The following is a 19,706-nucleotide window of genomic DNA, read 5'->3' as shown; positions in this document are numbered from 1 at the left end:
GCCAACATGCCCACGTTGATCACTCCTGATTCCCCGCTCAGCCTTGAGCAGGTCAGTGTCGATACGTGGGTCAGATTTGCGCGATCACCGCCCTTGCAGGTGGGTCAGTTTTCAGTGATCGCCAACACTCTTCAGCCCACCGTCTCTGCTAGTGCAGTACAGAGTTGGGTCAGTGACATTGAAGCCGGTATGCCCATTCCACCGATTCACGTGGACGGTAATGTCATCGTTGATGGCAATCATCGATACATCGCTGGTATGCTTTGCGGTAAACCCGCACCAATTCAACCCTGGACGGCGCCGTTAACCCGACCGCGAGTGCCAATGCGCAACCTACAGATTCAACCGTGACCGCTGCCATTGCCGTTCCGCTGGTTGTCTATGTTGATGTGGACGACACCCTTGTTCGGAGCGTTGGCTCGAAGCGCATTCCGATGACCCGAGTTGTCGAGCACGTTCGGCAATTGAAGGCTGCTGGAGCTGTGCTCTATTGTTGGAGTTCGGGGGGAGGCGAGTACGCGCGACAAAGCGCTGTGGAGCTTGGAATTGAGCAGTCGTTCCAAGCGTTTCTTCCGAAGCCGAACGTGATGATCGACGATCAGTCAGTCGCTGACTGGCGTTTGTGCTTAGAGATGCACCCGCTGTCGATCGAGGAGTGCAGCCCCGATCAGTATTGGGGCGAGATAAGGGCAAAGCAAAACTGATCAGCCTGTATGCGGTGTCGCGTCACCGGGGACTTCCTGGCCGACGACTCCGAATACGCGCTCAATCCATACAAGGAACTGGCCCTCATGTTGCCCACACTCTGGGCAGTAGAGCGACTTGGCGCTGTGCCGCTGAGGGTGCCATGTGCACAACACGAAATGCAATGAACAACCAAGGCACTTGGCCTTGACCCGCGAGTAAGTGGAGTCATTCATTGCTGTTGCTTTAGGGTGTCTGGTTGAGGGCGCCGAGGTTAAATCTTAGCTCTTACCCCTGAGGCCTTCTTGCTGTCCTTGTCCTCATGCGTGACGAACCCAGTAGGCCGCTTGGGCGGGTCGGGCGGTGTCATCAGCTCGCGCAGCGCATCAAACACCTGCTTGAGCTGATTCCTCGTGTTGCGGCTGAAGGTGTCATGGCTCATCGCCAGGCCTTCGGTCTTTTCTTCGAGTTCGGCCACCGCAAGGATTCTGGTTGTTGTTTACGACTTTGGTTCGGCGGTGAAACCGATCACATCCTTGCAAAGCCGCGCCGAGGCGAGGCACGCGTTTACGACTTTAATTGCCAGGAACAACTGCTGTTCTCGACAATTAGAGTCGTAAACAGGTCAATAAAGTCGTAAACATAGACTGTAATTTGTTGCGGCATCCTCCGCTGCTACCGTTCATGCGCAAATGTCGTAAACAAGCGGGGCCGGCTGGTGCGGGTCGCGCGTCTGTGCGGGCTTGAATTGCTAGGGTGCGGCCCAGCTCAGCTTCGCGCCCAGATCTTTAGCCTCGTCCGACCTGGCCGCTGCGCAGCGGGTCAGTGGGTGCTTGACCAGCCAGGCGGTCAGGTCGATCCTCTTCGCGCCCAGGTCCTCGGCTGGACTGGGGAATCCGGCGTGCACGACCGCACCTCGGCCTGCGACCAGGAGCAGCAATGTGGCAACAACGACCGCAGCGCAGTCTTGGAGGTCGTCTGATGCAGTCCCGTCGGCTTTGACGGACTTCTAACACCCTGGTCAGAAATTGATGTACTACCTCGCTAGAAAAGGTAGTATAAAAGCATGTTCGTCGACAACAGCCTGGCAGCGCAGGCCGCCTACTCCTCCGTGCTCTCCGCAGCCCGGATGGCGCAGCTCAATCGATCGCCCGCCGACCTTCCAGGCGGCTTCGCGTCGAAGCTGATCCACGGCAAGCGGTACCACTACTACCAGCGCAAGGGCCCGGCCGGCCTCGAGCAGATCTATGTCGGTCCGGATGACGAGGCAACCCGCGCGCTCATCGAAGCCGCTCACGACGAGACGGTGGTTGCGAACCAGGCGCACTTGCGCAAGTTGGCCAACGCGGCTGCAGCCTTGGGCTGCTACACCGTGGCGCCGAAGCATTTCCGCGTGCTGAAGCGCCTCGCCGATCACGGCGTGTTCTCAGCCGGCGCCCTTGTGGTCGGAACACATGCCTTCCTGGCCTACCAGAACGTGCTGGGCGTGCTCTGGGGTGATCCTGGCCAGACAGTCGACCGGGACTTCGCCCACGCGGGCAGAAACCTCTCATTGGCAGTGGCGCCGGACGCTCGCGTCGATGCCCACTCCGCGATCGAGTCCCTGCAGATGGGCTTTGTGCCGGTGAACTCTGGAACACGGTACGTCAAGCCGGACGAGCCGGACTTCGATCTGGACTGGCTGACCTCCCGGACGCGCACCAGTGACGAGCCGGTCGAATGCCGGGCGCTGAACGTGACGCTGCAGCCGCTGCGTTTCATGGAGCTGGCGCTTGAAGCTCCCATTCCCGCGGCCCTGCTAGGCGGTACTTCGGCCATCGTCGTCAACCTGCCAGCGCCAGCCGCCTATGCCGTGGGCAAGCTCCTCGTGGCCGCCGAACGGACCGGGGACAGCCGATCAAAGACCAAGAAGGACATCGCGCAGGCTGCGGCACTGATCGACTACTTCGTGCAGCGCGATCCCGACGCCATCATCGAGATGATCGCCTCGACACGTGCACGCGGACCGGCTTGGCGCAAGGCCTTGGACGTTGGCTTGGATGCCTTGAACAGAACGTGGCCTAGGGTCGGTGAGAGCCTGGCCACAGCGACCGAACAAGGGAAGTAGGCGGGCGCTACGCGAGCTCTCGACGCAGGCGCTCGGCAGCCAGTCTGTCCATCTCCTGATCGGCGATCTCCCGCGTCCGGTCCCGCTCTGCTTGCTCTGCCTCAGCCTTCGTGCGCGCCTGGCGGTAGGCCTCAGCCGATTCCTTGGTGATCTGATCCTGCCGTTCGATCCAAGCCGAGATCTGCTTGTCATAGACGGATATGACGAGCCCAAGCAGGGTGATGCCAGCCAGACCAGCAACTGCATATCCACCAGCAGGATCATCTTCTCGGCCTCGGTCTTGACCGTGTTGAGTCCGTGCTCTGTGAGCTTGCCAAACACGTAGGCAAGCAGCTGCGGCTGAGTGTGGCGGGCGAATGAATCGGCGGTTGCGCGCTCCTGCTTGCGCGGCGAGAGCCCCTCGATGAACCGCGCACGTGCAGTGATGCGCTCAAGGCCCCGATCCTGGACTTCTTCAGAGATGACCGGCCAGGCCGTGTCGTTCATCTTCATCGCGCTGTAGAAGACCAGCAAGATGTTCAGGACGACTTCCATCTCCTCAATGGCGGCTCCGATGGCTTGAAGGGCGTGCACCGAGAAGAACAGATTAGGCTGGGCCGCGTGGATTTCGTCTGCAAGCAGTTCGCGGTCGTGAAAGCTCAATGGACATTGCGGGCCTCAGTCCCCGCCGCGTGGGCTGAAGGTACGCGGGAAGAAGACGGGCGCCGAGCGATCCTTGAGGCGATAGCCCATCGGCGGTCGATTCGACGAGCTTTCAACGAAACCGACCTCTTCCAGGAAATCGGCTGCGATCATGCGAGTCCGGAAGCCGCTCTTGTCCACGGCGCGGCCGAGCACGACTTCGTACGTCTTCTGGAGCTGCGGCAGCGTGAAAGGTTCTGCCAGGAGGAAGGCCGGCAAGGACGTGTATTCCACTTTGCTCCGAAGCCGTTCCACCGCAGTCTGCAGTATCTCGCTGTGATCGAAGGCCAGCCGGGGCCTCTTCAGCAGATCGTCCACCTTGAACCAGGCGACGTCGGCGGCATTGGCGCCCTTGGCCAGCTGGATGTCTTGCGTAGGAATCAGGGCGAAATAGGCGTGAGTGGCCGACCAACCGCGTGGGTCGCGGGTTGCACTGCCCCAACTTCCAAGCTGCTCCAGATAGGGGCTGCTCACGGCCGTCTTCTCCAGCAGCTTGCGGCGAGCGCACGCCATCAGGTCCACGTCCAGGTCAACGTTGACGAAGCCGCCAGGCAGCGCCCATTGACCAGGGCAAGGCTCCATCGTGCCAGAGGGGCGCTGTACCAGCAGGACCTCTAGGGCATCGTCCAGAACGGTGAAGATGACCACATCCACTGTCGTGTACGGACGAGGGAAGTCGATCGCCTGCGACCGCGGAGCAGGTGTTGCGCTCGCCTTCTTCATCTGTGGTGTCTTGGCCGCCATGGCATGAAACCTCTTGACGCTCATGAATGTTGGTTGTACTGTACATCTTATGCAAGATGTACTGAACAACTAATAACCAGCCAAGGAGGAATTCATGTTCGGCATTCGATTCATCAAGTCTCAACCGACCACTCACCTGATGCAGTTCCGAGGAGGCAAGCTGGCGCGCCAAGGCGCCGGCCTGTCGTTCTTCTACTACGCACCCGCCACGACCTTGGTGGCAGTGCCCGTCGCAAGTCATGACCGCCCCTTCATGCTCGACCTGGTCACGGCGGACTTTCAAAGCGTGACCGTGCAGGGCCAGGTGACCTATCGCATCAATGCGCCGCAGCGGACCGCGGCGATGATGGACTTCTCCTTGCGCCCTGATGGGAAGACCTACGCCTCCGAAGACCCGATTCGTTTGGCGGACCGCGTGGCGCAGCAGGCCGAGGTGATCGTCCAGCAGGCTGTCCAGGCTCTCGACCTCAAGCAAGCGCTGCGCTCGTCTGCTTTGATTGCACGCACTGCGCAACGCGAGCTGGGCGTACAGCCTGAAATCGAAGCGCTCGGCCTGGAAATTCTCGGTATCTCGATCCTCAGCGTGAAGCCCACACCGGACATCGCTCGCGCCCTGGAAGCCGAAGCACGCGAATCCAACCTTCGCGCGGCCGACGATGCCGTCTACGCGCGGCGCATGTCAGCCGTAGAGAAGGAACGCGCCATCCGGCAGAACGAGCTGGACACCGAGGTCGCCGTCGAGCAGAAGCGGCGCGAAATCAGCGAGACCAAGCTAGAGGCCAAGGCCGCGCTCATGCGCAAGGACAACGCATTGCGAGCCGAGCAGATGAGCTCCGACGTGGAACTGGAGGAAAGCCGCAAGGCCTTTGTCGCTGGGCAGGCCAGCAACAGCCGCACCTTGGCCGAAGCCGAAGCGCACCGTGTCTCCAGTGTCATGGCAGCATTGAGCCACACTGACCCGCGCATAGTGCAAGCGCTGGCAGCGGTCGGCATGCAGCCGGCCCAGCTGATCGCGCAGGCCTTTGGCGGCATTGCCGAGAACGCCGAGCGGATCGGCCAGTTCAATATGGCGCCGGAGCTGCTGCAGGTACTGCTGGGCCACAACACGGCAGCCGCGGACGAGGCACCCAGGAGCAATCGTGAGCTCAGCCGCTGAACGCAAGGTCGTGCTGGTGACGCGCAAGACGCGGCTGGAAGAGTTGGTGGCCAAGTACCACACGCTGGCTCAGGCGCGCTTCTACATCGAGCATCTTGGGGCGGACTTCACCGACTATGTCGAGGAGAACATGGCCTACGGCAAGAGCCTGGGTCTGGTGAGCGAGGCACTCAGAGGCTGGGGACGGCACCAGGTGTTGGATCGGGCACATCTGCCGAACTACGTGTTCGCGCCGGACGACATCGTGGTGGCTCTAGGGCAAGACGGCCTGGTCGCCAATACGATGAAGTATCTGGAGGGCCAGCCCCTGGTGGGCATCAACCCGGAGCCCAGCCGTTGGGATGGACTGCTGCTGCCGTTTGAGCCGAGCCACGTCGATGCGTTGCTCGTCGACGTCGCGCACGGACGTCGCCCGACCAAGGCTGTCACCATGGCTCAGGCGCGCTTGTCGGATGGGCAGACATTGAGAGCGGTCAACGACCTCTTCATTGGTCCGCGCAGCCACACCTCGGCCCTGTATGACATTGCTATCGGAGACAGTCGTGAGCAGCAGTCCTCCTCGGGCGTCATCGTTTCGACGGGGCTAGGATCGACCGCGTGGTTGAAGAGTGTGATGACCGGATCGCAGGCCCTTGCGGCAGCGACCGGTGGCCGAGGAAGCGGCGAGTACAAGCCGATGGACTGGGATAGCGATCGGCTGACATTTGCAGTCCGGGAGCCGTTTCCGATGAAGCGCGCGCAGGCAACGCTGGTGTATGGCCAGGTGACCAAGGGCAGGCCCCTGAGCCTGCGCTCGCGCATGCCTGAGAACGGCGTCATCTTCTCGGACGGCATGGAGGCGGATTTCCTGCGCTTCACAGCAGGGGTCGAAGTGATGGTGACGGTGGCGGATACGCAAGGGTGCCTGGTCATGTGACTGGCACTGGGTATCGAATGCGCAAAGAAAGAACCATGAATACGAAAGCCGAGCTGACGTCGATCAGCAAATTTCTCAGCCTTGTGCTTCGGCACGAGCCACAGCGCCCCGGCCTGGAGCTGGACGAGGCCGGCTGGACGCCTGTCGATGAACTGCTCCGCAAGGCGGCGGCTGCCGGGCGGCCCATCTCGCGCGATGTGCTGGATGAAGTCGTCGCGACCAGCGACATGAAGCGCTTTGCCTTTAGCGAGGATGGCCAGTCCATCCGTGCCAATCAAGGGCACTCCATAGAGGTCGACCTGGGTCTGCCGGCGGTGACACCGTCCGACGTGCTGTTCCATGGCACGGCCTCCCGATTCAGCGAAACGATCCTGCGCTTCGGTCTGGAACGTCGCGCCCGTCACCATGTGCACCTAACGCAGGATCGGCAGACTGCGGTGTCCGTCGGTCAGCGCTATGGCGCGCCCGTGGTGCTGCGTATCGACACACGTCGGATGGCCGAGCTGGGCCACGAGTTCCGTTGTTCCGCCAACGGCGTCTGGTTGGTCGATGGCGTTCCCGCCGAGTTCCTGCAGGTGGAGCCATGAGCGAGACGATCACGCTGTACCGACCCACGGGGCCGATGGAGTTGGAGTTGGTGGTGAGTAGCGGCTGGCGTCGCTGGCCGCCCCGCCTGCCCGACCAACCGATCTTCTACCCCGTGACCAACGAGCAATACGCCATCGAGATTGCTCGTGACTGGAACGTCCCGAGCAGTGGAGCCGGCTTTGTCACGCGCTTTCATGTGCGCAAGGACTTTATGGACCAATACCCGACGCGCGTCGTGGGAGCTGCGCGCCATACCGAGTGGTGGATTCCTGCCGAAGATCTCGAAGCGATGAACGACGCGATTGAGGGCCTGATAGAGCTCATCCACACGTTTTCCATCTGGGAGCGACACGAATCATGCTGAAGTTCGAAATGATCGGGATAGGGGTCTATGTCGTTCGCGACTTCCTGTCGGGCGAGGAATGCGAGGCGCAGATCGCTCAGGCAGAAGCGCTCGGCTTCGAGTCCGCCGGAATTGAGCGTGGCGGCGAGGGCGTGGTTGATCTTCGGGTGCGAAACAATGATCGAGCCATCGTCCAAGAAGACGAACTTGCCGCGAACTTGTGGAAACGAGTTGGACCAGTTCTGCCGGAACGCATGATGGGTCGGCGGTTGGTCGGACTGAATCCGCGCTTGAGGTACTACCGCTATGTGCCGGGGCAGCGGTTCAGGTGGCACGCGGACGGGCCGGTAAGCAACAGCCATGGCCACCGCAGCATTCTGACGTTCATGATCTATTTGAACGATGGCTACCAAGGTGGGGGAACAAGGTTCCGCTGGACAGAGGTTGTGCCGGAACGCGGTATGGCCTTGGTTTTCGATCATGACCAATCGCATGAGGGAGCAGAAGTGATCTCCGGAACCAAATATGTCCTTCGCTCAGATGTCATGTCCGAGGGAGCAGATGACTGATCGCTTCATCAGCTCACAAGCCAGGTCAGGCGTATTGTCGTCGGGCTGATCGATGGCCGTGCGCCAGCCCGCAGCTTCAAATGAAGTCGATATGGTGCTTATTGTCGAGAACATAGAATGTGGTGCCGTAGCGCTGATCCCGAGGCAAGCAGTGTCACAGTCTTCTTTGCCGGCCTACCCGAACGCACATACTGGAGCATTCAGAGATGTCTGGCTCGCTCGTTTCGGATCGCGGGGCGCCGCAGCCGCACTGGCGGAGCGTCATCTCGCGCACGCGGCCGGCGATGAACGTCTGGCGCTGAGGATGCGCCTGCTGCTGCTGCGGCATGAGCCGCTTTCTGCGCGCGCCGCCCATCGCTACACGGAGCTTGCGGACCGCATGTTGGTCCTCGGCGACCGCTCGGGCTACCTGATCGCCAGAAGCTTCGCACTCGGAGTCGCCAATTTTGGCGGCGACACGGCGGCTGCCCTTGCTGCCTACGAGCAACTGAGCGCCGAAATTAATCGCCTGGAGGACCCGCTGGAACAGCATGCGGCGATGGGTACGTCGCTGCTGCTGTACCAGGCTGACGGCAAGCCGGCGGCTTATATGCAGCAAGCCTGCCGCATGCTGCAACTTGCCAACGAGATAGACCACGGCGCCATACGTTCAGCGGCCATCAGTAATCTCGGCATCGCCTTCTTCCTGGCGGGCGATGAGCTGCAGGCTCGCCATTATCTTGAGCAGTCGCTGGCAAGTAACGATCTGGGCGGTTGGGTTCGCTTCAGTGCCGTTGCCATCCTGGCAGAGATCTATGCATCGGCCGGTGATGTTGAAAAGATCCTGCCGCTGCTGCGCGTCTGGTCCTTTCCAGACCAGATCGCGGAGCTCGACGGACCGACTGTGGCGCACTTCCATGCACTCGGCGCAGAGACTTTTTCCCGCCTGGGGCAGGCACCACAGGCCCGTGCCTATCTCGATTTTTTGGAGCTCACGCCGTCCGATCAGCACAGCGATGATCTCCGCTGCCTGCTGGTTATGGCCCGAGCCATGCACCACCAGGCCGAAGGACGAGGCGCGCAGGCGGCCGCCGCGATGAGCGAGGCCATGGCCATGGCGCAAGCCATGCCCCGCAGCGACCGGACACTAGCGCCACGCTTCTGGTGGATGGCCGCCGAGCTGGCCGCAGCACAAGGCCAATGGGAGCAGGCCTATCGGCTGATGGACCGCTATCGACGCCTGGAACAGGAGAAAAAGCAAGAGATTGCTGCGGTGCGGCGGGTCGCCGCGAAGTTCCAAACCGACGACAGTGCACGGGCTGTCGAAGCCGCGCAACGCGACCGGCTAACGGGACTGGGTAATCGTGAACGGCTGATCACAGTAGGCGACGCCTGGATCGCGCGCGGGCTCAAGCCAATGGTGGCGATGCTGAACGTTCGGCGATTCAACGCGATCAATGAGGCGCTGGGCCGGGAGATTGGCGACGCTGTGCTGCAGGCGGTCGCCGATCGTCTGGGCGAGGCCTGTATCCGCTTCGACCATGCCCTCGCCGGTCGTGTGTACGCAGACCAGTACGCGCTGGTGCTGGCCGGCGAGCGTGGCGACATCAGTCTGCTCGGCGGTATTGCCGCAGACATGTTCGCCAAGCCACTAGAGGTTGCCGGGCAGTGGGTAGACATCAGTGCAGCCTGGGGTGTCGCCCACTGCCCCGCGCACGGACTCTCAATGCACAAGCTCATGAATCATGCCGAGATCGCCCTGCACGAGGGTCGGCGCAATGATGCCGGATGGACGGTCTATGAACCCAGCCTCATCAGGGCAGATCTCCGGCAACTGTCACTTATCTCCGAACTTAAGCGCGCTGCTCAAGAAGGAGAGTTCTCGTTGCTGTTGCAGCCCAAGTTCCGATTGGCCGACAACGCAGTCACTAGCTTCGAGTCATTGATACGCTGGAACCATCCCACCCGAGGCCTGGTGCCGCCGGCAGAGTTCATTCCTTTCGCCGAGAGCACCGGCAACATCAGAGGGATCACCGAGTGGGTGTTGCGGCGGGCGATGCGGCTTTCCGCGCAGCTGCGTGACGCGGGGCTTGTCTCTCAGATCGCCGTCAATGTGTCGGTGCATGATGTCGGTGCCAGCGGCTTCCCCGGCATCCTGTCCAGCCTTCTGCAGACAACGCGCGCCCGCGCCGAAGACATACGCCTGGAGCTAACAGAAGGTGCGGTCATGAAAGATCCGGCCACAGTGATCGACCGGATGCGTGCGATCAATGCGCTGGGTTTCGAATGGTCGATCGACGACTTCGGCACGGGGCAATCGTCGCTGGCCTACCTGCATATGCTGCCCGTATCGGAGTTGAAGATAGATCGGAGCTTTGTGCGCGGGGCAGCGAGTTCCAGCACGACGCTAACCCTACTCAAGGCCGCGATTGACCTGGGCAAGAATCTCGGCCTTGCCACCGTCGGAGAGGGCGCGGAGACCACCGAGGAGTGGGACCTGCTGCACGAGCTCGGCTGTGACACGGCGCAGGGCTGGTTCGGTGCACACCCGATGCCGGAACAGGCGTTGATCTCCTGGCTACAGGCTCGTGTGCATTAGCGGCATGCAAGAGTGCTGAGTGAGACCCCGGCGCGCCATAGCGCGCCGGGGTTGAGGTCGATAAGACTCTGCCTATCGAGGAGACAATTGATGTAGGCGGCAGGTCTTGTCAGCGACCGCCCGGCGTGTAGATCTGGTCGAAAACGCCGCCGTCGGCGAAGTGGGTCTTTTGGGCCGTGCGCCAGCCACCGAACACCTCGTCGACAGTGATCAGCTTGACCTGGGCGAACTGGCTGCTGAACTTGGCGGCGATCTTGGGGTCGCGCGGGCGGTAATAGTGCTTGCCGGCGATCTCCTGACCCTCGGGGCTGTACAGATACTCCAGATAGGCCTGGGCCTGCTTGCGGGTGCCGCGCTTGTCGACCACCTTGTCTACCACCGCGACTGGCGGCTCTGCCAGGATGGACAGGCTGGGCGTAACGATCTGGAACTTGTCCGGGCCGAGTTCCTTGACTGCGAGGAATGCCTCGTTCTCCCACGAGATCAGCACATCGCCGATGCCGCGCTCGGTGAAGCTGGTCAGCGAGCCGCGCGCGCCGGAGTCCAGCACCTTGGTGTTTGTGTAGATGCGCTTGACCAGGTCCTTGGCCTTGTCGGCATTTCCGCCCGGCTGGGCTAGCGCATAGCCCCAGGCGGCAAGATAGTTCCAGCGGGCACCGCCCGAGGTCTTGGGATTTGGGGTCACGACCTCGACGCCGGGGCGAGCCAGATCGTTCCAGTCTTTGATCACTTTCGGATTGCCCTTGCGCACCAGGAACACGATGGTCGAGGTGTAGGGGCTGGCGTTCTGCGGCAGGCGCTTTTGCCAGTCAACCGGGATCAGCTTGGCGTTGTCGTGCAGCGCATCGACGTCATAGGCCAGGGCCAGCGTCACGACATCGGCCTCCAGGCCATCGATCACCGAGCGGGCCTGCTTGCCAGAGCCGCCATGCGATTGCTTGACCGTCAGGCTCTCGCCGCTCTTTGCCTTCCAATGCTTGATGAAGGCAGCGTTGAAGTCCTGGTAGAGCTCGCGGGTCGGATCGTAAGAGACGTTGAGCAGGGTGGTCTGTGCCTGGGCCGCGGTGCCAAGCAGGGCACTGAGGGTGAGCAGGGACAGGGTGCGTCGGATGGCGTTCACGGCATGGGCCTTCTTGATTTGAGGTTTGGCGGGGAGACTTGACTTTAGAGAGCGCCTGCGCGCTTGTGAACGAAGAAGAGTTGCTTTGCTTTGCAGGGCAGGCGCTCAGGCCGCGAGTTGGCCCTGGCGCGCGTGTTCGACAGCGGCCCGCGTCAGCGGTGCGGCAAAGGTCGAAATGAAGGCATAGACATAGTCGCGCAGATAGGCATCGCGGCGCACCGCCAGCCGAGTCATGTTGTCGGCAAACAGATGGCGGCCGTCGATGGCAGCGAGGTGGCGGTCACGCTCCTCGTCGTAGGCGATTGCCGCGACGATGCCAACGCCCAGGCCCAGGTCCACATAGGTCTTTATTACGTCGGCATCCATGGCCACCAGCACCACATCGATATCCAGACCGGCGGCGCGGAAGGCGTCGTCGATGTGCGAGCGGCCGGTATACCCGGTCTCGTAGGTGATGATTGGGAACTTGGCCAGGCGCTCCAGCGTCAAGACCTGACCCTCAGAAGCTTCGCGGGCCAGCGCGTGGTCCGGCGGCGTTACGATGGTGTGGGTCCAGCGATAGCAGGGCAAGGCCACCAGCTCGTCGAACTGGGCCAGGGCCTCGGTGGCAATGCCGACGTCGGCCTCTCCGTCCAGCAGCAGCTTGGCCACCTGCTCCGGCGAGCCCTGCTGCATATGCAGCATCACATCGGGGTGGGCGGCGCGGAAGTCACGCACCACTGGCGGCAGCGCATAGCGGGCCTGGCTATGGGTCGCAGCGATGCGCAGCGCTCCGCTGCCGGCGCGGGCGAAATCGTCACCTGCGCGTCGCAGGTTCTCTGCCTCGTGCAGCAGGCGCTCGACGATGGGCATGACCTGGCGGCCCGGCTCGGTCAGACCGGTCAGACGCTTGCCGGCACGCACGAAGAGGTCAATGCCCAGCTCGTCCTCCAGCTCGCGGATCTGGCGGCTGACGCCGGGTTGCGAGGTGTGCAGAGCCTGCGCCACCTCGGTCAGGTTGAAGCTGCGGCGCTGGGCCTCGCGGACGGATCGGAGTTGTTGGAAATTCACGGCAAGAGGTTCTCGTTATTTGCTTTTCATTATTGAGAGTCCCGCGCTGCTTGTCCTCCAACTTATTCCGCTAAGGATATGAACACCGCTTAGTCCCCGCTCAGCGCGGCGCGCACCGCGTCCTCGCTGAGGTCGGCCACGCATTCCTGCAGGAAGCGATAGGCATAGCCCCGCAGGTAGTGGCCGCGCTTGAGCGCGATGTGCGTGGTGTTGGCCTCGAAGAGATGGGAGGCATCGAGCAACTGCAGCCCCTGGTCGCGTTGTGGCTCAAAGGCCATCGCCGCGACGATGCCTACGCCCAGCCCCACCTGGACATAGGTCTTGATCACATCGGCATCGAGCGCTGACATCACCAGGTCGGGCGCGAGCCCGGCGGCGGCAAAGGTCGCGTCGATGCGTTCGCGGCCGGTATAGCCCTGGTGGTAGGTGATCAGCGGGTGCTCCGCGACCTGCTCAAGACTCAGGTCTTGCCCGCTCACCTGTGCCAGCGCATGCCCTTGCGGCACGACCACCGCGTGGTGCCAGTCGTAGAAGGGGAAGGTGACGAAGGCATTGTTCTTGCCCAGCGCCTCGGTGGCGATGCCGATGTCGGCCTCGCCCGACTCCAGCAGCGCGACGATCTCGGCCGGGCTGCCCTGGTGCAGCACCAGATGGACCTTGGGATAGGCGGCCTTGAAGCGCGCCACCACCTGGGGCAGTGCATAGCGAGCCTGGGTGTGGGTGGTAGCGATGCTCAACTGGCCGACATCGGCATCGGCGAACTGCTCGGCCAGGCGCTTGATGTTCTTGGCGTCCAGCAGCATACGTTCGACGATCACGGCCAGCTCCTTGCCGGGCGCGGTCAGGCCCAGCAATCGCTTGCCGTGGCGTACGAACAGTGCCACGCCCAGCTCGTCCTCCAGGTCCTTGATGTGCTTGCTGACGCCCGACTGCGAGGTGAACAGCGCCTCGGCCACGTCGGTGAGGTTGAAGTTTTGCTGGACCGCTTCGCGGATGATGCGCAGTTGCTGGAAGTTCATGATTCGAAGGCGCTCAGGCTGGAAGCCGTCAAGCGTACTTGCTGGCCTGGCTGCAGGTTGAGAGCCTCGGCCTGCTCGCGCACCAGCTCGGCCTCAAGATGTTGGCCGTCGGCACCGACCAGCTCGATACGGCTGGCCACGCCAAAGCTGAGGACCCGAGAGACCTGGGCCGACCAGCCCTCGCCACCCGGCTGGGTATGGACTTGCAGTTGATGCGGCCGCACGAAGGCCGGCCTGCCCTCGACCTCGAAGCGGTTGGTGGTGCCGAGAAAACCGTAGACAAAAGGCGTGGCCGGGCGCTCAGAGACCTCGGCGGGCGTGCCGACCTGCTCGACCTTGCCATGGTCCATCAGCACCACCCGGTCGGCCACCTCGAGCGCCTCCTCCTGGTCATGGGTGACGAAGATGCTGGTGATGTGCAGATCGTCGTGCAGCCGGCGCAGCCAGCGGCGCAGCTCCTTGCGCACCTTGGCATCGAGCGCTCCGAAGGGCTCGTCCAGCAGTAGTACGCGCGGCTCTACGGCCAGTGCTCGGGCCAAGGCGATGCGTTGGCGCTGGCCGCCGCTAAGCTGCGGCGGGTAGCGGTCGGCCAGCCAGTCCAACTGCACCAGGTTCAGCAGCTCATGCACCTTCTTCTTGATCTCGCTCTCGCTGGGACGCTGCTTGCGCGGCTTGACGCGCAGGCCGAAGGCGACGTTGTCGAACACCGTCATATGGCGGAACAGCGCGTAGTGCTGGAACACGAAACCGACCTGGCGCTCGCGCACATGGGTGTCGGAGGCGTCCTCGCCCTCCAGCAGAACCTGGCCCCGGTCGGCCGTCTCCAGGCCGGCGATGATACGCAGCAGGGTGGTCTTTCCGCAGCCCGAGGGGCCCAAGAGCGCGACCAGCTCGCCGGTCGGAAAGTCGAGCGAGACATCGCCCAGCGCGGTGAAGCTTCCGAAGGATTTGTGGATATTGCGGACCTGGATGCTCATGGCGCTTCCTTGACTTGGGAGTGGGCTTTCCACTCGACGATTTGTTTGATGACCAGGGTCAGCAGGGCCAGCAGGGCCAGCAGCGAGGCGACCGCGAAGGCGGCGGCGAACTGGTATTCGTTGTAGAGGATCTCCACATGCAGCGGCAGCGTGTTGGTGTAGCCGCGGATATGGCCCGAGACCACCGAGACCGCACCGAACTCGCCCATCGCTCGCGCATTGCACAGGATCACGCCGTAGAGCAGGCCCCATTTGATATTGGGCAGCGTGACGCGCCAGAAGGTCTGCCAGCCCGAGGCGCCCAGCACCGTTGCGGCCTCTTCCTCGTCGCGGCCCTGAGCCTGCATCAGTGGGATCAGCTCGCGGGCGATGAAGGGGAAGGTCACGAACACAGTGGCCAGCACGATGCCCGGCACCGCGAAGATGATCTTCACATCATGGCCCTGCAAACAGGGACCGAACCAGCCCTGGGCGCCGAACAGCAGCACGAAGACCAGGCCGGCTACCACCGGCGACACCGAGAAGGGCAGGTCGATCAAGGTGATCAGCAGCTGCTTGCCGCGGAAGTCGTGCTTGGCAATCGCCCAGGCCGCGCTGACGCCGAACACCAGGTTCAGCGGCAGCGAGATCGCCGCCGCCGTCAGCGTTAGCCAGATGGCCGAGGCCGCATCGGGCTCCAGCAGCGCGGCGAAGTAGACCTCCCAGCCCTTGCGTAACGCCTCGATGAACACCGTCATCAGCGGCAGTACCAGGAACAGCAGGAAGAAGCCCAGACCCAGGGTCAGAAGGGTGCGCCGCACCCAGGGCGCCTCGCGGGTGGCGGGATTGCTTTGATAGAGACCGCCGGGCTTGCGAGACACGGTCAGGGTCGATGTAGCGGCGCCGGCCATCAGCGTTTTCCTTGTTGTCCGTTGCGACGCGAGCTCCAGGCTTGCAGGCCGTTGATGGCCAGCAGCAGCACAAAGGAGAAGATGAGCATCACGGCGGCGATCGAGGTCGCGCCCACATAGTCGTATTGCTCGAGCTTGGCGATGATCATCAGCGGCGTGATCTCGCTGACCATGGGGATATTTCCGGCGATGAAGATCACCGAGCCGTACTCGCCTACGGCGCGAGCAAAGGCCAGCGCAAAGCCGGTCAGCAGGGCCGGTAGGAGCATCGGTAGGATCACCAGGCGAAAGGTCTGCCAGCGATGAGCGCCCAGCGCCGCCGCTGCCTCTTCCAGCTCCGCCTCCATGTCCTCCAGAACTGGTTGTACCGTGCGAACGACAAAAGGTAGGCCGATGAATATCAGCGCAATCAGGATGCCCAGCGGCGTGAAGGCCACCTTGATGCCGTAGGGCGCCAGCAGCGAACCGATCCAGCCGTTGCCGGCATAGAGCGCAGTCAGCGCGATGCCGGCCACGGCGGTAGGCAGCGCGAAGGGCAGATCGACCAGCGCGTCCACGAGTTTCTTTCCGGGGAACTCGTAGCGCACCAGGGACCAGGCCAAGATCAGACCGAACACCAGATTGATCAGCGCCGCCAGCAGTGAGGTGCCGAAGCTGAGCTTGTAGGAGGCTACGACACGCGGCGCAGTGGCCGCCGCCCAGAAGGCCTCGAAACCATGGCCGCCAGCCTTAATGAAGACCGCCGACAACGGGATCAGGACGATCAGCGACAGATAGAAGACGGTGAAGCCCAGGGTCGGGGCAAAGCCCGGCAGAGTCCGGCGCGGTCTGGGCACTCTTGGGGCCAGGCGTGCCGATGCAGGATCGAGTGGCGGTGAGTTGAAGGACGGAGTGAGCACGGCGATGCTGTTGCGACACTAAGGTCTGAGTGCGAAGATCCAAAGAGTGCCAAGAAGCGCTCATTCGCGGAACGACAGTTTTGGTATTTGTTTATCTGGAATAAGCAATCCAGGAAAACTGCGTTGCTCCCAGTCATGGATCAGTTCGCGAAAGACCACTCGCCGAACGCAGCATGCAGGGCTCGCTGTTCGCGTGCGGCACGGGCGCGCGCCGACTCGACCCAGCGCCGGGCCAGCGGGAATGGCCCAAAACCGGACTCGGTGTTGATATGACCGACCGGGCCGAGCTTGGTGTATCCGGCACCCCATCGCGTGGCCCAGCGCTGCGCGCTGGCTGCGGTCATCCAAGGGTCGTTGTCGCTGGCGATCAGCGTCATGGGCCGGCCCAGCCGGTGCTGCGGCAGCGACTCAGCCAGACCAAACTTGTCTGGCTCGGCCGGGGCCACCAGCAGGGCCTGGCGGATAGGTGAATAGGGGTTGTCGGCCAGATGCCGGGCTAGCGCCAGCGTGCCGAAGCTGTGGGCCACCGCAATCCACTCCCCGGGGCCGGCGCTATCCAGGCTGGCGCCGATGCGCTCGGCCCAGCGCTGCAGATTGGGGCTGCTGAAGTCGCGCTGCACGACGCGGCGCGCATCGCGGTATTGCTGCTGCAGCCAGGTCTGCCAATGCGCGGGCCCGCTGTCATGCAGGCCGGGGATGATCAGCAGGCGCGGCGGACGGTAGAGCGCGACCATGGTGGCCTCCGGCAGCCTACAGGGTTGCGATCGAGACCTCGGTCGACTTGACCAGGGCCACCACTTCCTTGCCCGGCACCAGACCCAGCTCCTTGACCGAGCGGGTCGTGATGACCGAGGTGACGATCAGGCCCGATGGCGTCAGCACGTCGACCTCCGAGACCACCGGGCCCTCGATGACTTCCTTGATCGTGCCGCGGAACTGGTTGCGGACATTGATGGCGCTGATGCTCATGGCGGATCCTTGATGACGATGGTGAAGCGCGAGCTTAGGGCCCCGCCCTGGCGCGGCAAACGAAAGCTGGCGCAGCAGGACATGCAGGAAACAGATATGCGTGGCGCCAGCGTCGTAAGATCCGTTGCCACAATGCCCATGACAAACAGACCCCCTCTTTCGATCCTGCCCCTTGCCCTTATTTCCGCCTTGCTGAGCGCCTGCGCCGCCTCCAAACAGCCGGATGCGGTGCAGGCGGTGAGCGCGCCGCTGAACGATCTGAATCTACTAAGCGCGCAGATCCCGGCCGTGCTGAGCCAAGCCCTGAAAACACCTTACGCGCTGCCTCCGAGCGAGCAGGTCTGTGCCGCAGTGGCTGAAGAACTGCGTGCTCTCGACGAGGCCTTGGGCCCCGATCTGGACGCGCCACCACAGCCCGGCAATCCCAGCTTGATCGAACGCGGCAGCGATGCGGCCGGTGATGCCGCCCTGGGCGCGCTGAGGCGCACCGCCGAGGGCGTGGTGCCATTTCGCGGCTGGGTGCGCAAACTCAGCGGCGCCGAGCGCCAGTCCCGCAAGGTCGCGGCCGCCATCGCTGCGGGTGCGGTGCGGCGCGGTTTTCTGAGGGGCGTGGGGGCCGTCAAAGGCTGCTAAAGCGCCACCGTCTTAGCGCGAGCGCTTGACTAACAGCCGCTGCGGCCCCGATCCCTCGTCGCCGAGCTGGTCGTGCGGATTGCGCAGCCGGCAGCGGTCGATAGACAGGCATCCGCAGCCGATGCAGTCGTCCAGCGTGTCACGCAGCTTCTTGAGCTGGGCGATGCGTTCGTCCAGCTCGCCGCGCCAGTTGGCCGACAGCCGGGTCCAGTCAGCGCGGCTGGGCGCCGCCTTGGGCGGCAGCGCGGCCAGCGCAGTACCGATCTCGGCCAGCCCGATGCCGACTCGCTGTGCCACGCGGATGAAGGCGACGCGGCGCAGCACTTCACGCGCATAGCGGCGCTGATTGCCCTCGCTGCGGCTGCTGCTGATCAGGCCCTTGGTCTCGTAGAAATGCAGCGTCGAGACCGCCACGCCGCTGCGCCGCGCCACCTCACCGACCGACAGCGTCGGCGCTATACCGGCGGACTCCAAGGCGATTGCCATCGCTTGTCCTTTCATTTGTCGTGGATTCTTCTTGACCTTAACATTACTTGAGGTCTGACACTTTGCTCTGCTCCTGTTCGGCGCCGCGCGATGTCCGCGCGGGCTCGGGCCGGATCACGACTGAGGTCTGCCATGTCCCATGCCACTACTTCCACCGACTCGCGCTATCGCGTCGACAAATTCATCGTGCCCTCGTCTGCGCTGAGCAGCTTCCTGAAGCAGGTCGAGCGGGTCGATGCCGAGCTCAGTGCCTTGCCCGGCTGCGAACAGCATCTGGTGTTGATCCAGGAGCCGGACAGCGCCGCCGATGTCTTGCATGTGCTGACTTTGGTGGAATGGGCCAGCGCCGCGCACATGAGCGCGGCCAAGACCCATATGCGGCAGCGCTACCGGCACGAGGGCTTTGAGCCGGCGGCCTTCATGCAGGCGCTGGGGGTCAGGGCTGAACTGGGCGACTACCGTCGGGCCGAGGTCGACGGATAGTGGACCACCGGCCTAGCCGGCGTCGAGCTCTGGATAGCAGCGGAAGATACCCTGCTCGCTGAACGGGATGCGGCGCTCGCTGCGCAGATAGGCCGCGACCTTGGGCAGCGCGGCGACGCGATCGTGCAGAGTGACGACGCCAGGCGTAGAGACCAGCACACGGGCCGTGGCTTTTGGATAGGCGTAACGCAGGCCTTCGAGCAGCTGGAACAGCGACAGATCCGCATAGCTCAGCTTTCCGCCGACCAGGTGGCGCGTGCCGGCCGGATTGCGCTGGACGATGGCCTCAAACCAGCTCAGGAACTTGGGCAGGCGGGTTTTGCAGAAGGCCTGGGCGCGCCGCAGCGCCTCGGGCTTCTGGTCCTCGTAGTACAGGTCGGGGCCCAGCGGATGGTGGGAGTCGTGCGCCTCGGTCACCATATCGGCGATGGTCAGCTGGATCTGCTGGGTCCACGCCCGCAGCTGCTCGCTGCGCGGCAATAGCTTCAGCTCGCTGCCAAGGTAGTGCAGGATGGCCGAGGTCTGGCCGATGATGAAGTTGCCGTCCTTCAGAAAGGGCGGTGCAAAGGGCGGATGCGGCTGGCGTGCTTCCTGCAGATGCTGCAGCATCGCCGGCAGACCCTGGCCCGCATCCTCCGATCCGCGGGCGACATCGATATAGACCGCACCGGCCGCCTCAAGCGCCAGCCGCACAAATTCGCCGCGACCCTGAATGGTCGGCCAGTAGTGGAGTTCATATGCCATGGCGGGGACTGTAGCGTGGGGCGGAGTCGGGCCCGACAGCATTGCGCCGGAGCGTACAAAAAGCATCTTC

Annotated in this window: 24 protein-coding genes; 11 read left to right on the top strand and 13 right to left on the bottom strand. The window is 63.2% G+C overall.

Annotation, left to right across the window (positions count from 1 at the left end):
* On the top strand, positions 1–351 hold a 351-nt coding region (locus OOZ63_RS07020), incomplete at its 5' end, for a hypothetical protein (RefSeq protein WP_266004708.1).
* Complete coding sequence (locus OOZ63_RS07015) at positions 348–704, top strand: DUF705 domain-containing protein (protein ID WP_266004707.1); 357 nt, start codon at positions 348–350, stop codon at positions 702–704. The genes OOZ63_RS07020 and OOZ63_RS07015, both read left to right, overlap by 4 nt.
* A 254-nt stretch (positions 705–958) precedes the next feature.
* Here OOZ63_RS07015 and OOZ63_RS07010 read toward each other — a convergent pair whose 3' ends face one another.
* Positions 959–1,162 carry a hypothetical protein gene (locus OOZ63_RS07010; protein ID WP_266004706.1) on the bottom strand — a complete coding sequence of 68 codons (204 nt, stop codon included), beginning with the start codon at positions 1,160–1,162 and terminating at the stop codon, positions 959–961.
* 273 nt (positions 1,163–1,435) lie between these two features.
* Positions 1,436–1,591, bottom strand: a complete 156-nt coding sequence (locus OOZ63_RS07005; RefSeq protein ID WP_266004705.1) for a hypothetical protein — start codon at positions 1,589–1,591, stop codon at positions 1,436–1,438.
* 159 nt (positions 1,592–1,750) lie between these two features.
* Between OOZ63_RS07005 and OOZ63_RS07000 the strand changes: the two genes are divergently transcribed.
* Positions 1,751–2,791: a GSU2403 family nucleotidyltransferase fold protein gene (locus OOZ63_RS07000; RefSeq protein WP_266004704.1), complete on the top strand. Its 1,041-nt coding sequence runs from the start codon at positions 1,751–1,753 to the stop codon at positions 2,789–2,791.
* Between the two features lie 657 nt (positions 2,792–3,448).
* Here OOZ63_RS07000 and OOZ63_RS06995 read toward each other — a convergent pair.
* Positions 3,449–4,195 carry an NUDIX hydrolase gene (locus tag OOZ63_RS06995; RefSeq protein WP_266004729.1) on the bottom strand — a complete coding sequence of 249 codons (747 nt, stop codon included), beginning with the start codon at positions 4,193–4,195 and terminating at the stop codon, positions 3,449–3,451.
* Positions 4,196–4,310: 115 nt separating this feature from the next.
* Between OOZ63_RS06995 and OOZ63_RS06990 the strand changes: the two genes are divergently transcribed.
* Genes OOZ63_RS06990 through OOZ63_RS06965 form a run of 6 tightly spaced genes read left to right on the top strand, consistent with a single transcriptional unit; the run spans position 4,311 to position 10,366 of the window.
* Positions 4,311–5,372, top strand: a complete 1,062-nt coding sequence (locus OOZ63_RS06990; protein WP_266004703.1) for an SPFH domain-containing protein — start codon at positions 4,311–4,313, stop codon at positions 5,370–5,372.
* A complete protein-coding gene (locus tag OOZ63_RS06985; RefSeq protein ID WP_266004702.1) occupies positions 5,356–6,288 on the top strand; it encodes a sugar kinase in 933 nt (310 codons plus the stop codon). The genes OOZ63_RS06990 and OOZ63_RS06985 overlap by 17 nt, the downstream gene beginning before the upstream one ends.
* A 35-nt stretch (positions 6,289–6,323) precedes the next feature.
* A complete protein-coding gene (locus OOZ63_RS06980; protein ID WP_266004701.1) occupies positions 6,324–6,875 on the top strand; it encodes an RNA 2'-phosphotransferase in 552 nt (183 codons plus the stop codon).
* Positions 6,872–7,240 carry a hypothetical protein gene (locus tag OOZ63_RS06975; protein ID WP_266004700.1) on the top strand — a complete coding sequence of 123 codons (369 nt, stop codon included), beginning with the start codon at positions 6,872–6,874 and terminating at the stop codon, positions 7,238–7,240. Before OOZ63_RS06980 ends, OOZ63_RS06975 begins: the two co-directional genes overlap by 4 nt.
* Entirely contained in the window at positions 7,234–7,788 is a 555-nt protein-coding gene (locus OOZ63_RS06970; RefSeq protein WP_266004699.1) for a 2OG-Fe(II) oxygenase, read from the top strand. The genes OOZ63_RS06975 and OOZ63_RS06970 overlap by 7 nt, the downstream gene beginning before the upstream one ends.
* A 52-nt stretch (positions 7,789–7,840) precedes the next feature.
* Entirely contained in the window at positions 7,841–10,366 is a 2,526-nt protein-coding gene (locus OOZ63_RS06965; protein WP_266004698.1) for a putative bifunctional diguanylate cyclase/phosphodiesterase, read from the top strand.
* 109 nt (positions 10,367–10,475) lie between these two features.
* On the opposite strand, the gene OOZ63_RS06960 is transcribed toward OOZ63_RS06965, so the two are convergent.
* The 8 genes from OOZ63_RS06960 to OOZ63_RS06925 all read right to left on the bottom strand — a co-directional run bounded on the left by OOZ63_RS06960 (position 10,476) and on the right by OOZ63_RS06925 (position 17,290).
* The gene (locus OOZ63_RS06960; protein WP_266004697.1) at positions 10,476–11,486 is read right to left on the bottom strand and encodes a sulfate ABC transporter substrate-binding protein; all 1,011 of its coding nucleotides are present in this window, start codon (positions 11,484–11,486) and stop codon (positions 10,476–10,478) included.
* Between the two features lie 105 nt (positions 11,487–11,591).
* Positions 11,592–12,536 (bottom strand): CysB family HTH-type transcriptional regulator, encoded by a 945-nt coding sequence (locus OOZ63_RS06955; protein ID WP_266004696.1) that lies wholly within the window; start codon positions 12,534–12,536, stop codon positions 11,592–11,594.
* An 89-nt stretch (positions 12,537–12,625) separates the two neighbouring features.
* Entirely contained in the window at positions 12,626–13,555 is a 930-nt protein-coding gene (locus OOZ63_RS06950) for a CysB family HTH-type transcriptional regulator (RefSeq protein ID WP_266004695.1), read from the bottom strand.
* Complete coding sequence (locus OOZ63_RS06945) at positions 13,552–14,532, bottom strand: sulfate/molybdate ABC transporter ATP-binding protein (protein ID WP_266004694.1); 981 nt, start codon at positions 14,530–14,532, stop codon at positions 13,552–13,554. Before OOZ63_RS06945 ends, OOZ63_RS06950 begins: the two co-directional genes overlap by 4 nt.
* Positions 14,529–15,422, bottom strand: coding sequence for a sulfate ABC transporter permease subunit CysW (gene cysW / locus OOZ63_RS06940; RefSeq protein ID WP_266004693.1), 894 nt, complete (start codon positions 15,420–15,422; stop codon positions 14,529–14,531). The genes OOZ63_RS06945 and cysW overlap by 4 nt, the downstream gene beginning before the upstream one ends.
* Positions 15,422–16,258, bottom strand: a complete 837-nt coding sequence (cysT, locus tag OOZ63_RS06935) for a sulfate ABC transporter permease subunit CysT (RefSeq protein WP_323055726.1) — start codon at positions 16,256–16,258, stop codon at positions 15,422–15,424. The genes cysW and cysT overlap by 1 nt, the downstream gene beginning before the upstream one ends.
* Positions 16,259–16,461: 203 nt before the next feature.
* Positions 16,462–17,055 (bottom strand): RBBP9/YdeN family alpha/beta hydrolase, encoded by a 594-nt coding sequence (locus OOZ63_RS06930; RefSeq protein WP_266004692.1) that lies wholly within the window; start codon positions 17,053–17,055, stop codon positions 16,462–16,464.
* 16 nt (positions 17,056–17,071) lie between these two features.
* Positions 17,072–17,290 carry a TOBE domain-containing protein gene (locus OOZ63_RS06925; protein WP_266004691.1) on the bottom strand — a complete coding sequence of 73 codons (219 nt, stop codon included), beginning with the start codon at positions 17,288–17,290 and terminating at the stop codon, positions 17,072–17,074.
* Positions 17,291–17,302: 12 nt separating this feature from the next.
* On the opposite strand from OOZ63_RS06925, the gene OOZ63_RS06920 reads away from it, so the two are divergent.
* Positions 17,303–17,923, top strand: coding sequence for a hypothetical protein (locus tag OOZ63_RS06920; RefSeq protein ID WP_266004727.1), 621 nt, complete (start codon positions 17,303–17,305; stop codon positions 17,921–17,923).
* A gap of 12 nt (positions 17,924–17,935) precedes the next feature.
* Here the strand turns inward: OOZ63_RS06920 and soxR are convergent, their stop codons facing one another.
* Positions 17,936–18,409 (bottom strand): redox-sensitive transcriptional activator SoxR, encoded by a 474-nt coding sequence (soxR, locus tag OOZ63_RS06915; RefSeq protein WP_266004690.1) that lies wholly within the window; start codon positions 18,407–18,409, stop codon positions 17,936–17,938.
* Positions 18,410–18,541: 132 nt separating this feature from the next.
* Here soxR and OOZ63_RS06910 point away from each other — a divergent pair, with 132 nt between their 5' ends.
* Positions 18,542–18,892, top strand: a complete 351-nt coding sequence (locus tag OOZ63_RS06910; protein WP_266004689.1) for an antibiotic biosynthesis monooxygenase — start codon at positions 18,542–18,544, stop codon at positions 18,890–18,892.
* A 12-nt stretch (positions 18,893–18,904) separates the two neighbouring features.
* Here the strand turns inward: OOZ63_RS06910 and OOZ63_RS06905 are convergent, their stop codons facing one another.
* A complete protein-coding gene (locus tag OOZ63_RS06905; RefSeq protein ID WP_266004688.1) occupies positions 18,905–19,636 on the bottom strand; it encodes a glutathione S-transferase in 732 nt (243 codons plus the stop codon).
* Positions 19,637–19,706 lie beyond the last annotated feature (70 nt).

It is taken from the genome of Paucibacter sp. PLA-PC-4, assembly GCF_026241155.1.
Classification (GTDB): domain Bacteria; phylum Pseudomonadota; class Gammaproteobacteria; order Burkholderiales; family Burkholderiaceae_C; genus Roseateles_E.
The sequence above is the reverse complement of the archived record's forward strand: the minus strand, read 5'-3'. Positions and strand labels throughout refer to the sequence as shown.